The sequence below is a fragment of the Bacillus sp. TSO22 genome (assembly GCF_020223595.1).
Classification (GTDB): domain Bacteria; phylum Bacillota; class Bacilli; order Bacillales; family Bacillaceae; genus Bacillus; species Bacillus inaquosorum.
Genome location: NZ_JAHAWO010000009.1, coordinates 163,252 through 179,753 on the forward strand (window position 1 = coordinate 163,252; position 16,502 = coordinate 179,753).

Sequence of the window (16,502 nt, forward strand, 5' to 3'; positions counted from 1 at the left end):
CCCCTCCTATAACAGTTGTTGAATCTTTGTGCTGTCACCCGGGTGATAGCTTCGCAGCTTTTGAATGGCGGAGCCGTGAGTTTCCGGGTAAACCTCAATAGTTTCTTCTGTCTGTTCCGCTTCATCATTCGTTTCGTTTGCCATTTTCATCATCACTAGCTGCTTCAGCGGTCCCCCGAGCAGCAATTCTAATGCTTCCATCGCTTCAGGGGCTTCAATAGAGCCAATGCCTGCCTGAGCCATTCTCTTCTGATAATCCGGTGAGGAAACCACACCGACGCTTCCCCAATAACTCCAATTCATCACGGCTACTGTACAAGGCCATACTTGAGAAAGCCGTTGTGCAAAAGCATCCTTAAAGCTGCAGCCGGCAGCGTAATTGCTTTGTCCGGAAGCTCTCGCAAACGATTGTACGGAAGAGAAAAATAAAACAAAGTCGAGTGGTTCATGCCGGAAAACTTGAGCCATTCGCACACTGACATCAACTTTTGCAGAAAGAACGTTCCTGAAACATTCCTCATTCATATTCATCAGGCTTCGGTCTTGCAAGACAATGGCCGAATGAATAATGCCGTTGATTTCTAGATGCATTTGTTTCGTTGTTTCATAAGCGCGCTCTAATTCCTCCCGGTTCGCCGCATCAGCTTGAATGTAAAACGGGGCAGGCCCCAGACGCCCAAGTCTGTCCAGCTTACTTTGAATAGCTGCATCCATTTTTCTTCTGCCAATCCAAACGATCTGCGCCTGGTATGTTCTGATCATATATTCGCTCCAGGCTTCGCCTATTCCGCCTGCGCCGCCTATCACGACATAAACGCCTCCATGTTTATACTTCGTGTGCACCGGTTGATTGTTGTGTACTGGAATCAAGCGCAGTTTATGCCAGAGCTGATTACGATAGGCCCAAGTATTCCCTTCTTGATCAGCAGGCAGGGAAAAGATCTCAGACACCGGCAAGTCCTCATGGTTCTTGACATCGATTAGCTTTGTCTGCCAATTTGGATATTCTTTTGCCATCGAACCGATCAGGCCGTGCACAGCGGCATCAGACGGGTCGACAACATCATCCTGATCAACACATTGTGTGTTCGCCGTCACGACCGTCCAGCTTATGGCTTTTTCACCATAGCCTAAAGAGAGCATTGCCTTAATGAGCCTGAACATTTGAATCACGCCTTGATCTTGGGCTTCAATCATGTCATCGCCGACTTCCCCTTCTGTCACACGAGAAGGAGACAGCCGCACAATATGGTCAAACGATCCGAGTGCTTCAAGCTGGTTTGCAATCTCATAATTCGATGCGTTCGGTTCAATGTGCAGCTCTTTGGCAAACGGGAACTGTCTTTGAATAGCTTTTCTGCTGTTGTCATCCCCTCCGAGGATGACAATACGCTCATCTGCAGGAGGAATGATGTTCTTCTCCTGTTTCACTTGATCCCATACCGGCGCCATAAGAAGCGATTCATCAAGAGATGCCTTGATATCTGGTGATGTCGGCTCATCTTGCGGCTGTATGTCTTCTTCCAGCACCCTTGAGGAAATACCCTTGATTCGTACACACACTCGACCTTGATCATCACACAGATCAATATCCAGTCTCTGTATTCTGTCCTCATTTGGACGAGATGTGATAGACACCCACATTTTGTCTGTACACGGACTACATATTTCAAGCTCTTGCAGCGCAAAAGGCAGGGAAAGCTGCTCGTCACCTGAATTCAGCTTCAGCCCGATCGACGCTTGTAACGCAGAGTCTGCCATACTTGGATGGAGAACGAATTCGTCCAGCGTGTGGGATACACCAGGAGGCAGTGAAAGTTCTGCCAAGGCCTGATTGCGGCCGATATAAAGCCGATTTATTCCTTGGAAACCAGGTCCGTAATCTATACCGATCGTCTTAAATAATTCATAGCATTGTTCGTGTGAAAGTGTGCTTAGGTTGCATTGGTCTTGAAGCACGCTGATATCCTGAACTTGAATGTCTCCTGCTTCGTTGATTGATGCACTGCCTTGACAGTGTATCTTTCGCCCATTGCGCGCATCCTCTGTAAAGATGGTAAAGGCAATCTCACCGTCCTGCTGAGGATCTAGACTGATATCGACTTGAACTGGCTGGCCGTCCGCCACAATCGGCTGTACCCACACAACATTTTTAATGTGAATAACAGATTGTGTATCTTTGATTCCTCTCACTGCTCTAGTAACGGCAGCATGAACCATCTCAAGATATGCAACACCCGGCATGACCGGGCTTCCCTTCACCTTATGATCGGTGAAAAAGAACTCAGCACCTGTAAAGGTTGAGCTGAAACGCTGCTCTGACAAATCGGATGTGTTTGACTGTACTAATGGGTGTAAAGCTGCTGTTTCGACAATAGTTGTTGCATGATGTGCGAATGCTTCCTCTTTCATGTCCGTTATCCAGTAGCGTTCTTTTGCAAATGGATAGGTTGGGAGGCTGATGCGTTTCGGCTGTTTGCCGCCATACAGTTTACTCCAATCTATTTCCATGCCTTTGATCCATAATTCAAGCAGTCTTTCATATATTCCGGGCTCCCAGCTGCTTTTGAGCGTTTTCTGTATTTCATCATCTAATCTCAATGTCTGTACGATCCCTCTGTTTGCTCTGCCTGACATGTACTTCGCACTTGCATGTCCAGCTATAAAGAGGTTCAGTTTTTCCAGCAAGTCCTCTGCCGAAACAGCGATAATCCCTAATCTCTCCTCCATTGCATCACGCCCGACTTGGAGTGTGTAGGCAATATCAGTGAGATCATGAGCTGTGGTAGATTGCTTGCTGATAAAGTCTGCTAATTGCCGGGCTTGGTCTTTCAGGCGATCTTCATCCTTTGCCGACAAGATAAAGATGCCCGGGTGTTGTGCTGTCACAGCTGGCGCTTGTGCAGGATCAGTTGTTTCTTTTGGAATATATTCCTCAATGACAACGTGGGCATTGACGCCTCCAATGCCAAATGAACTGACACCTGCGCGCCGCGGCAGCTCTCGGCCGGATTCATCTTGCAGCGTCTTCCACTCTCTCGGTTCCTGCACAATATAAAACGGGCTGTCTTCCAGTCTGATATATGGATTGATCGTTTCACTATGCAAACTTTTTACAAGCGTCTTATGCTTTAGCTGTAATAACACTTTAATGACTCCCGCCACACCGGCCGCCAGCGATAAGTGGCCGATGTTTGTCTTTGCAGATCCGAGTCCGCAATGGCGACCATGAACAGCTGGGTCTCCCGTTTTTTCATACAGCTCTTTAAATGCCGCTTTCAGGCCGTTGATTTCTACTGGGTCACCAAGCTCTGTTCCAGTTCCATGCGCTTCAATATAGGTCACAGTTCTTGGATCGATTCCCGCTTTTTCATATGCTGTTTTTACGACATCCGCCTGAGCCTTCGGATTAGGAGTCGTCAGAGAGTTTGCGCGGCCTCCGTGGTTTACCGCACTTCCTTTGATGACACCGTAAATATGATCTCCATCTCGTTCGGCCGCTGTCAGTTTTTTCAGGAAGAGAATGCCGGCACCTTCACTGACTGCGAACCCATCAGCTCTATCAGAAAATGTTTTGCATCTTCCTTCTTTGCTCAGCGCCCCGGCCTTATCATAGGCGATATGGCCTTGCGGTGTTACGACTGTGTTGACACCTCCTGCAATCGCCATTTCACAGTTTCCGTTTTCAATTGCGCAAACCGCATGATGAATGGCGACCAAAGAACTTGAACATGCAGTGTCAATCGGTTCGCTCGGTCCATGAATGTTCAGGAAATAACTAACCCTATTCGGCCCGGCGGAAGGACTCATATTCGCAGCTGCTGAGCCTTCTATATCTACATTTGACAGCAGCGAACTGTACCCCGTGTTTCCAGTCCCGATATAGATGCCCGTTTTGGTTCCTGACAGGCTTCTCGCTGAGTATCCCGCTTCTTCTATCGCCTTCCACGCATAAGTCATTAACAGGCGCTGCTGAGGCTCCATCTGCTCAGCCTCCAGCGGAGATATGCCGAAGAATAATGGATCAAAGTCAGCCACTTCATCAATAAAACCGCCCCATTTGACGTTTGTTTTATTCGCTTCTTTTAGAGGGTCTCCGTAATACTCCTGCCAATCCCAGCGGTCTTTTGGAACCTCTGTAATGCAATCTGCCCCCAATTTCAGATTCTTCCAGTATTCGTCGATGTCCTTTGCCTTCGGGAACACCCCGCTCATCCCGACAATCGCAACAGGCTCAGGCACGTGATCAGCTGCCTTTTGCACTGGCGGAACCGATGGTTTTACAAAGCGGTTCTCAGTTGAAAATGTCATGTTTTTTATATTTTGTTCGACAGGCTGTAAAGGCTGCTCAGCTTTGGCAGGCGTTTGGGCTGTAAATGCATTTGGATATTCTTTTGACAGATATGCTGCAAATGCATAAACAGTTGCGTGCTCAAAGAAGATCGTAGGCGTCAGATCCAGCTTGTGCTGCACATTCAGTGTATTTGCGAATTCAGTCAACGTAATCGAATCAAATCCATATTGATTAAACTCCATATCCGGGTCAATCTCTTCAGGTTTGATTTTGAGCAATTGAGAGATTGTTTGCTTTAATGTTTCTTGAATGTGGTCACACAAACTGTCTTGGCCCATTTTTTCCTCAGATGGCATCGGTGCTTGCGCTGTTTTCATTGGAGCATCATCAGAAGACGGCTTTTGAGTCATCTTTTCCCTCATCATGTCTTTGATGCCTTCCATGACGATGACTTGATCTTTGCCAAATGCCAAACCTTTATACAGTGCCTGAATGCCGGTCTCGGTCCGCATTGGAGTCACACCCGTGTTTTTCAAAGTCATGTTTTCAATTTCTTTATTCGCGCGCATGCCGCCTTCCTTCCAGAGCGGCCAATTGATCGACAATGTTTTTCCGTGCCTGTACATGGCGGTCACAAGCGCATTTCGATAAGCTGCATAACTGTCCATAAATGCGTTAGCCATCGCATAATCTGCCTGCCCCGCACTGCCGGCGACACTTGATATTGAAGAAAAGAGGATAAAGAAATCTAAAGCAAGATGCTCGGTTGCCTCATCCACATTCACAAGCCCTTTTACCTTAGGAGCGAGAACTTGTGTCAGCTCTTCATTGGTTTTGTTCATGAGATAATTATCTTTAATCAGCCCTGCGCTGTGAATGACGCCATGCAAGTCTCCATAATCAGACGTAATGCTTGTGATGAGCGCGGAGGCTGCTTCCGCTTGTGTCACATCAACCCGCCTGTATTCTGCGCGAGCCCCCAAGCGCTGAAGCTCGTTAAGCTGCGCCTGCCGATCCGCATTCAGCGCAGATCTGCCTGTCAGAATGAGCACAGGCTGTTCGGTTTGACGAGCAACCTCTTTTGCAAAAATAAATCCAAGTCCTCCTGCACCGCCCGTAATGAGGTATACACCCTTATCTCGCCACGGCAGGCTTATTTCCTGATCAGCCATTTGCATTTCGCGTAATTCATTGATATACCGTTTGCCCGTTTCATATTTGATGTGCTGATCTTCTGCGTTTCTTTTATTCTCGTTCAGTTTTTCTATCACACTTTCAATGTTTTCATTTGAATCAATTTCTATCGTCTGGCCTATTAGTTTTTTATTCTCCAGGCCGGCGGTTTTAAGGAGCGCCGATAGCCCTGAGAATGAGTACTGCTTTCTTTGTGCAGAGGTAAGCAGCTGGATCAGAACATTGCCCTGAGGTCTGCTTTTGAGAAGACCCTGGACCGTCTCAAGTGCTTGTTCGGCATAATCCTGGAACCTCTCTGCAAGTCCTTTGCGGTCAGACTTTAAAACGATGCATTCGGCGCCTTTCAGTCTTGATTCAAGACTGTCTTTTGAGAGTCCATTCATATTACAAAGTATGACAATGTGCCGTTCATAATGAGTCTCATGACTTTCTTTTTCACAATCCTTAGGAACCCATTTTTCTTCAAACATCAGGGTTTCCAGTGTTTGATCAGGTTCTGCCGATCCAGAGCCGCCTTCCGCTGCTCTGAAAGACAACCCCCTTATCCGTACGCAAACATTGCCATTCTCATCTAACATATCAATATCCCGCTTTTGTACCTTATCAGTTGCCTTGCTGTCTTGACTGTATCTTGCGTATACCCACATTTCTGACGAGCAAGCTCCGAAGACTTCAAGCTCTTGTACCGCAAAAGGCAGTGTCAGCTGGTTATCACCCGCGCCTGTCAAAATGCTTGACGCCTGCAAAGCAGAGTCCATCAGCCCCGGGTGCATTTTGTATTGGCTGAGCGTATCTAAAGCAGACGGATGCAATGACAATCTTGCCAAAACAAAATGTTCAGCTGTATAGATTTTTTCCACACCGCGATAAGCAGGACCATATTCAAAACCGATCATTTGATAGGTGTCATATACTTCGTTAACGCTGAAATGGCTTTCCTGACACTGCTCCCGCAAGGATTGCAAATCAACCACCGGGAGATTTTCAGCAGGATTCAATAACGCGCTGCCTTGACTGTAGACGATTGACTGTTCGCCTGCAGTGTCTGGATTACCGTAAATTTCATAAGAGATCTCACCATTTTCCTCCGGTAAAAGCCTGATGTGTACTTGCTGCGGCTGGTCCTCTACAACAATAGGCCGCACCCACACCGCGTTCTTTAGCTTCATGGTGCACGGAACATCTTGTAGCTCTGCAGCCTGTTCAACGGCAGCCCGCGCCAACTCAAGATGCGCCACCCCCGGCAAGATCCGTTGGCCTTTGACAACATGATCGGCAAGGAAAAACTCTTCTCCCGTATAGATGGAGCTAAACCTTTGTTCCGAGAGGTTCGATGTGTTTTGATGCATTAATGGATGCAGCACGGCTGCGCCAAGTCGGGATGCTGCTTTGTTTGCTTTAGAGCTGTCGCTTTTTTCAATATGATCAGAGATCCAATAACGGTCTTTTGCGAAAGGATACGTCGGCAAGCTGATGCGCTTTGGTAGATTCTCGCCATACAGTTTCGTCCAGTCTACATCAAGCCCCTTTACCCATAATTCAAGCAGTTTTGCGTACTTTCCCCGTTCCATCCATTTTTCGACGGCTTCTTGAATCTCTTCGTCCTCTGTCAGCATTTGCAGTGTGCCTTTATCAATCCTGCCTCTGAATACATCCTCCACATTGTTTTTGCCTGCAGCAAAGTCTTCTAATTTTTGCTGTAAATCCTCAATGGAACCGGAAATAATCCCAAGGCGTTCTTCCATCGCGTCTCGTCCAGCCTGCAGTGTATAGGCAATATGGGTCAGATTTGCATCTCTATATGTTTCCTTATCAAGCGCAGCTGCCAGCTGCTGTGCTTGCTCTTTTAGCCGCGCTTCATTTTTGGCTGATAAAACGAAGATACCCGGATGTTCAGGCGTGATGGACGGTATATTCTCATCGGCTGCTTCTGGAATATATTCCTCAATAATCACGTGGGCGTTTACGCCGCCGATTCCAAATGAACTGACACCTGCTCGGCGAGGCAGTTCTTCTCCCCGTTCATTTTTCAGCGCTTTCCATTCTTCCGTTTCCCGTACGATATAGAACGGACTGTTTTTCAGCTGAATGTACGGGTTCACGGTTTCGCAGTGAAGACTTTTCACTAAGGTTCTGTGCTTAAGCTGCAATAATATTTTAATGATCCCTGCTGCACCGGCTGCCAGCGATAAGTGGCCAATGTTTGTCTTCACAGACCCCAGTCCGCAATAAGGGTTGGCTGATGCATCCCCCTCATTCACACCCAGTGCTTTAAAGGCTGATTTCAATCCGTTAATTTCAACCGGGTCACCAAGCTCAGTCCCGGTTCCGTGCGCTTCAATGTAGGTCACGGTTTTCGGATCAATTCCCGCTTTTTTGTATGCCGACTGAATGACATCCGCCTGCGCCTTCGGATTAGGAGTTGTTAAAGATTGTGCACGGCCGCCGTGATTGATTGCGCTGCCTTTTATGACTCCGTAAATGTGGTCTCCCGCTTCTTCAGCCGCTTTTAATTTTTTCAGAAACAGTATGCCGGCCCCTTCCCCATGAGCGAAACCATCGGCTTGATTTGAAAACGTCTTGCATTTTCCTTCTTTACTTAGTGCACCCGCTTTATCAAAGCTGATATACACCTCAGGAAGGATAATCGTATTCACGCCGCCGGCTAATGCCATGTCACAAGTGCCTTCCTCAATTGAAGAGATCGCGTGGTGGATAGCCACCAATGAGCTTGAACACGCTGTATCAATCGGTTCGCTTGGCCCATGCAGATTCAGAAAATAACTGACCCGGTTCGGACCGACTGACGGGCTCGTATTGGCAGCCGCCGAGCCTTCTATTGCCGAGTTGGCTTTCGACAAAAGGGAGCTGTAACCAGTATTTCCCGTTCCGATGAAGACGCCTGTTTTTGTGCCAGATAGACTTTTCGCCGAATATCCTGCATCTTCGATCGCTTTCCAGGCGTAAGTCAATAGTAAGCGCTGCTGTGGTTCCATTTGTTCAGCTTCACGCGGGGAAATGCCGAAAAATAATGGATCAAAATCGGCAATTCCGTCAATAAAACCGCCCCATTTTACGTTCGTTTTATTGACTTCCTTCGTTGGATCACCTTCATATTCACGCCAATCCCAGCGGTCTTTCGGAATTTCCGTCATGCAGTCTTTGCCCTCTTTTAAGATCTTCCAGTACGCATCAACATCTTTCGCCATAGGGAAAATCCCGCTTATGCCCACAATGGCAATTGGCTCAGGCCCAGCATCACTCTGTGAGGCGTTTGGCAGCATGACTTGCTGCTTTCGGCGTCTTTTAGCATTGACATGCAAGGCTTGCTCCGGTTTGGCAGCAGGCTGAACCTGGGGCGATGCAGCGCGCACAGCAAATGTGTTCGCAAAAACCGCTTGATATTCTTCTGACAAATGCTTGCCAAACGCATGAATCGTCGGGTGGTCAAAAAAGACGGTTGGCGTCAGCTCTAGTTTATAGGTGCGGTTGATATGGTTCGTGAATTCCGTCATTGAGATAGAATCAAATCCATACACCGTCATCTCGGCATGATCATCAATCGTTTCAAGCTTGACCTTTAACAGCTTGGCGACCTCCCGCTTTAACATCGCCTTTACTTTATCAAGCAAACTGTCTGTATCAATGTTTTTTACTTGTTCAGTCATGCTTTCTGTTTCCTTCTTTTTTATAGGCGCTGAGGCGGTTTTTGCCAGCATGTGTTGTTTTATTTTCTGCACATCGCCTTCGATCACCATTACTTGGTTTGCCTCGGAATGAAACGCTTGATATAATGCCTGAATTCCTTTTTCTGCTGTCATAGGAACAATCCCGGCCATTTGCACAAGCCTTTTTTCTGTTTCTTGATCGGCCTTCATTCCGCCCTCTCTCCATAACGGCCAGTTTACAGAAAGCGTCTTCCCGTGCCGCTGGCTGAGATCGGCAAGCCTATTTCGATATCCTGCATACATATCCATAAATACATTGGCTGCCGCATAGTCAGACTGACCGATGCTTCCTAAACTTCCTGAAAGAGATGAAAAGAGGATAAAGAAGTCCAATGGCAAATCCTTGCTCGCTTCGTCTAGGTAAACAAGCCCTTTTACTTTAGGCGCCAGTACGTCGTGCAGGTCTTCGGCTGATTTATTGACCATGTAGCTATCTTTGATGATTCCCGCGCTATGAAGAATGCCGTCCAGACGGCCGTATGTTTTCTGAATTCCGTCAATGAGCTGGTAGACTTCAATTTTATCGGTAACATCTGTTTGCTGATAGGTGACCTCAGCCCCCTTGCCGTGAAGCTCTTTAAGCTTTTTGCTTTTGCTTTCGCTAAGAGGTGAGCGGCCCGTCAGAATGACTGTCGCATTCTTCGTTTGTTCCGCGATTTCTTTTGCAAAAATAAGACCTAAGCCTCCGGCACCTCCTGTAATGAGATAAACGCCATCGTCTTTCCACGGCTTGCTGATAGCAAATTTTTCCGTTTTGATATCACTCCAATCAGCAATGTACCGTTTACCGTTGTGATATTTGATATATGAATCGGGGCTCATTTGATTTTCTTTCAGTTTGCCAGCAATGCTTTCTCCGCTTTCTTCACTGCTGACTTCAATCATTTGGCCGGTTAGCTTGGCATTCTCCTGCTCAGCAGTTTTCAGCAGTCCAGTCAACCCTGAAAACAACTGCTGTTCTCCTTCTGCAGAGGTTACAATCTGAATGAGCATGCCGTCTTTCGGTTTCTTGCGAATGATCTCTTGTACCTTCTTAAACACTTGTTCCGTATAAGAATGGAAACGCCCATCCACTGAAGAAGGCCTTGCTTCCAGGCTGTATACATGGGCATCCTCTATTACTGCTTCAATCTGTTCTCTCGTCTCATTGTCATATTCACAGAGGAACACGAGATGCTCTGCATATTTTTTTGCTGCCGCGCCTTCAGCTTCTTTTTCTTGCCAAACGGGCTGAAGCAATAAAGTTTCAGTGTTCATTTTTAATGGTTCGGTTTGTATATCTGCCTCCATCACTCTCGTCGAAAATCCTTTCATCCGCACGCAAATCGTGCCATGCTCATCGCATAGATCAATATCGACTTTCTGTATCAAATCTCCCGGTTTGTTTTTCGAGTTGAATTGAACATAAACCCACATGTCAGAAACGCATTGATGAAAGACCTCAAGCTCCTCCAGGGCAAATGGCAGTGCGGCCTTAAAGTCTTCACTGTCTGAAAGCTCCGCCCTGATGACGTTTTGCAAATATTCAGCCGCCTGTAACGCCCCGTCCATTACACTTGGATGAAGAACATAATCGTCTGACGTATGCATCACAGATTCGGGCAGTGATAATTTGGCAAGCAGCTGGCCGTCGCCTTTATATACGGCCTCTACACTTTTGTAACCAGGACCGTAATCGGCTCCGATCATTCCTTCATAAAACGAGGCAGCGTCCATTCTGCTTTGATCACATCGGGTTTTGATCTCAGAAAGATCAAGCGATTTTTCTTGCTTTACCTGAATCAATTCCGCTATACCCTGGTTATATACAATTGGTTCTGCATCAACAGATTCCGGCTCACCATACATCCGATAAAGAATGTGTCCGCCGTCTTCATCATAAAGTCCGATGTTTACTTGAACCGGCTCATCCCCTGCTACAACCGGGCGAATCCACACGACATTTTTCAGCCTGATTCCAGTTTCATGATCCTCCAATCCGCCAATTCCTTGTTCTATAGCGGCTCTTGCCATTTCAAGCGTGACCGCCGCCGGCAAAATCGCCATGCCTTTAATGATATGCTCTGAAATAAAATACTCTTGTCCTGTGAAGATGGAGCTGAACCGCTGCTCAGACAGAACCGATGTATTATGGTGCACCAAGGGATGTAAACGCGATGGTTCAACTGTTCTTGGTTCGCTGGTGCTGCTTTCAGGCCAGTACCGTTCTTCAGCAAAAGGGTATGTCGGCAAACTGATGCGGCGCGGCTTCGTATTTTGATAAAGTCTGCGCCATTCAACATGAAAGCCTTTTGCCCACATCTCGGCAAGCTTTTTCAATTCTCCTTTTGACAGCCTTGATGCAGCCAGTTCTTCTGCTTCTGCGTTGCCAAGCAACTGTTCAGCGGAGGTCATTCTCGTTTTTTCTCCTTGGATACAGCCTTCTTCCAGCGGCTTTCCATCCACAAAAGCTTCCAGCTGCTGTTTCCATTCTTCCAGATCGTTCGCCATAAAAATGACCCTGCTGTCCATTGCTTCCCGGCCGATCTGGAAGGTGTATGCAAAATCTCTTAAAGAGAGAGACGCTTGCTCGGTTCGATTGATATAGATCAGCAATTCCTTCACGTATGCTTGGAGCCGCTCTCTGTTTTTTGCTGATACAGGAATGAGGCAGGGCAGATTTCCCTCGTTCTCGGCCCTCACATCAGAGTGGTTTTCATATTGCTCAAAAATAGCATGGGCGTTAGTGCCGCCAAGACCGAATGAGCTCAGAGCCGCCCGATGGACACCTTTACTTTTCTCTAACGGCTTTCGTTCCCGGACAACATAAAAGGGAGAGCTTTCAAAGTTAATATTCGGATTCGGCTCAGTGCAGTTGATGGTCGGTGCAAGTTCATTATGGTATAAACTCATCGCAACTTTAATGCATCCGGCTAACCCAGCAGCTGTATCTAAATGGCCGATATTCGTTTTCACCGAACCAATTCCACAAAATTGTGTTTTGTCAGTGTATTGCCTATACACTTTATTTAAAGCAGACATTTCAATAGGATCGCCTAATTTTGTTCCCGTTCCGTGCGCTTCAATATAACTGACCGTTTCGGGATGAATGTTGGTTTTATCCAATACTTGCTGTATCACTTCTGTTTGGCCTTTTACACTTGGCGCATAGAAGCCGGCCTTATCTGCGCCATCATTATTAATGTCTATTCCGCGCATAATGGCATAAATATGGTCTCCGTCTTTTACGGCATCCACAGCTTTTTTCAGCAGGATGACCGCTACGCCTTCACCTCCGGTCATTCCATCTGCTGAAGCATCGAACGCCTTAACATGTCCGTCGCTTGAAAAATTCAACCCGTTTTGGTGCATGTAGCCTATCGCTGATTGTGCGTGCAATGTTGCGCCTCCGACAAGCGCGTATTGAGATTCACCTGATGTCAGGCTTTTGTATGCCTGATACAAGCCGACTAGTGATGAAGAGCAGTTAGAATGAACAAAATAGCTTGGCCCCTTTAATCCGAGCTTATGCGAAATCATCGTCGGAATGGTTCCGCTTTGGGCTAAAACCCATGAGACATAGCCATCCGGTGATTCATGCCCTTCTGTTGCCTCCTTAGGCAATAACGTTCTGTATGAATTGCTGCTTGCAGACATATATACACTTGTGCCCGGAATCTCCTTTGCCACATATCCCGCATCCTCAATCGCTTTCCAGGAATGCAGCAATAAGAGGCGGAGCTGAGGGTCCATATACTCAGCATCTTTCGGAGAGATTTGAAAGAAACCGGGGTCGAATAAATCTTTCCCTTCGATCGCCGATTGCACAGGCACATAGTCAGGATGTTGAATCAAATCTTCCGGAACGCCGTTTTCGCGAAGCTCTTCTTCAGAGAAGAACTGAATGCTTTCTTTGCCTTCTTTGATGTGATTCCAAAAATCATGATGATTTTTCGCACCCGGAAACTGGCAGGATATCCCCACAATCGCAACACTGTCATCAAAATAAGGAGGAATCGTCTGCTGCGGGTATTTTCCATCTCTTTTGACATCATGATTGCCTTCATTTTGAGTCGCAGCTTGATCTGAGTTTTTCATCTCCAAAATGTATTGGCTGATCGCACGGATCGTAGAATACTCGAACAGCTCAGTGACACTAAACTCACAGTCCAGTTCTTTTTTGATTCGTTCAGCCACAGCTACAGCCAGAAGCGAATCGCCGCCCGCATCGAAAAATCCGTCTTCCGTCCCAAAGCCGCTGACCTTGAGCGTTTCCTCCCAAATACGAAGCACCTGATCCTCTATTTTCGTTAACTGCAAGTGATTTGGTTTCTTTCTATTGAAAACGATGTCTCGTTTTTCCAGTTCTTTACGGTTCACTTTCCCGCTAGGAGATAACGGCAGCTCATCTAAGCGGATAAAGTGTGAAGGTATCATATATTCAGGCAGACTGGATTTTAGATGACGGCGCAAATCTTTTGGGTCTGCAAGGGAATGTCCGCTTTCCTCTGTATAATAAGCAGCGAGCTGTTGATGGCCTTCCAGCTGCTTTACCACTACCGCCTGATCTAAAATGCCCGGATATTCACTCAGCTTTGTTTCTATTGCACCCAGCTCTACGCGAAAACCGCGTATTTTGACTTGGCTGTCAATCCGTCCTAAATATTCTATGTTGCCGTCAGGGAGCCATCTTGCTGAATCACCCGATTTATAAAGCTTCGTCCCTGGTTCAAACGGATTGTCAATAAATTTTTCAGCCGTAAGCCCTGGCTTATTATAGTAGCCTCTTGCCAAACCTGCTCCTGCGATGCAAAGTTCACCAGGCTGTCCGATTGGGGCAGGCTTCAAATGCTGGTCCACAATATAAATTTTCACGTTGGAGAGAGGCTTTCCAATCGGTGTATGGTGACTTGCGATATCTCCTTTTCTGCACCCAAAATACGCAGCGTAAATGGAGGCTTCGGTAGGTCCGTAAATATTGTCAACACAGCAGTTTTTAAAGATAGATACCGCCTTTTTCACTAATTCTTTAGGAAAAGCTTCACCTGCAACCATCATATACTTGAGCGGTCCATTATCAGTTAACTGCTTGTTGTCTTTCGCCGTTTCTAAAAAAACATGCAGCATAGCCGGCACAAAATTAATGTGGGTCACTTGATATGTTTCTATATAATCCATGCATTGCTGCGGTGATTTCTCTCCGTTTGGCGGAAGAATCACAAGGCGGCCGTTTCCGATAAACCATCCGAATAATTCCGAGATCGAAACATCGAAAACATAGTTTGTCTTCAATAAATATGCATCCTCAGCAGTCACGGGATAGTGAGATTCAAGAAAATTCAGGGTATTCATTATGCTACGATGTTCTACCATAACCCCTTTAGGCTGTCCGGTGCTTCCCGATGTGTAAATGATATAAGCGAGATGCTCCGGTTTTACTTTCCGCTTTAAACCGCTGCTTTGCAGATCTGTATAACCGTTTCGGCAAGCCAACTCGATATTGATTGCTTTTATATGGCTGCCAGTTAATCCGCTGATCCTATGATGAACGTTAGATTGAGTCAGGACAATGGACGCTTGACTGTCTTTGAGCATGTACTCCAACCGTTCTTGCGGGAAGCTTGGATCTAACGGCACATACGCTCCGCCGGCTTTCAGTATTCCTAAAATCCCGATAATCATATCAAACGAACGCTCTGCACAAATTGCAACGGGGTGTTCAGGTCCAACCCCCTGATGTTGAAGGTAGACTGCCACAGATGTGCTTTTTTCATCTACTTCTTTATATGTAAGAGACCTGTCTTCGAAAATCACAGCAACCGCATTTGGGGTTTGTTTCGCTTTTTCCTCAAACACTTCATGTATACACTTGTCATTTGGCGTATTTGTGCCTGTCGCATTCCATTGTTCCAGTAAACTGCTTTGCTCTTGATGTAACTGCAAAGAGTAGGTTTCAAGCGGCAAAGACGGGTCCTCCATCATGTGTTGCGCGAGCTTCATATAGTTCTCCATCATACTTTCAATGAAGGACAATTCATATAGATCAGGGTTATATAAAATATGAAGCACCGTTTCATTTTCTTGCTCGTATATTTCGAGTGCCAGCTCAAACTCTCCCTCTTGCCGAATATCCTCCATATATTCAATGCCAAGCGTTTGATATGATTCAAGCACTTTTTGCAAGCCTGTTGCCTGAAAGAAGTTTTGGTACAGAAAGGCTGTTTGAAAAACCGGCGAATCCGCAGCCGAGCGGTCTACATTGAGCTCTCTTACCAATGCAGGGAACGGATATGCCGCATGATCCAGACCGTCAGCCATTGTCAGCTGAAGCTCCCGAATAAATGCTGTGAATGGCTGGGATCCGATATTCTTGCTCCGAACAGCCATCATATTGATAAAGTATCCGATAATAGATTCAAAGCTATCTTCAGGCCGTCCCATTGTCGGAACGCCGACAATAATATCCTTTTGTTTTGTATAGTGATGCAGCAGTACCTTGTAAATGCAGAGAAACACAGCCGATTCATTCACATGATAGGTGCGGGCAAACGATTTGATTTGATTCCTCAGGTTATGAGGGAGCAAGCTTTTATAAGCTTGCCCCTTGAATTTTCGTGCTGAAGACCGCGGACGGTCAACAGGGAGATCAAGAACTGGCAGATTCCCAGACAACTGTTCTTTCCAGTAAGCGAGATGCTCTTCCCCTTCTCTGCTGTTCAGCATCCGGGTTTCCCATTCGACAAAATCGTAATAATCAGCTGTTAATGGCTGCAGCACGGGCTCAATCCCATTCAGCAATTGCTGATACGCCTCTAAAAGCGCCGATATCAATGTCAGCATCGACACACCGTCAAATATGATATGGTGAATCGTTATGAGCACAATGCATTCTTCTTTTGATCGATGAAAAAGATGTGTGCGGAATAACGGGCCAGCTTCCAAACGAAAAGGTTCTTTTGCTTTTTCTTTGAGAAAAGGCAATACCTCTTCTGATTTCATCGCTGATATATCCTCTTCCTCAAAATAAAGAGCCCCAGATGACTGAACCGTTTGAAATGGAATGCCATTCTCCTCTTGAATCACACTAGTTAAAACAGGATATTGTTTCTGTACAAACAGAAGGGCTTTCTTGAACGTCTCTGCATGTATTGGTTTGCTGTTGCGAAAGCATAAAGGAAGATTATATGCACTCATATCAGGAGACATTTTTTGAAGCATCCACAGCCCTTTTTGCCCTTCTGATAGCGGGCTTTTGAACTGCCGCTTCATGCCTTGAAGATGTTCTTCTACCTCAGTAATGGTTAATT

The 16,502-nt window shown here is 46.4% G+C and carries 1 protein-coding gene; it reads right to left on the reverse strand.

The window, feature by feature from the left end; genetic code table 11:
• Positions 1-6: 6 nt before the first annotated feature.
• Positions 7-16,464, reverse strand: a complete 16,458-nt coding sequence (locus KHQ79_RS09610; protein ID WP_225515348.1) for a non-ribosomal peptide synthetase — start codon at positions 16,462-16,464, stop codon at positions 7-9.
• Positions 16,465-16,502 lie beyond the last annotated feature (38 nt).

What these genes read in the sequence shown, in the direction of transcription:
- KHQ79_RS09610 (WP_225515348.1), bottom strand. Translation starts at nt 16,464, where the DNA reads ATGAAGCGGCAGTTCAAAAGCCCGCTATCAGAAGGGCAAAAAGGGCTG.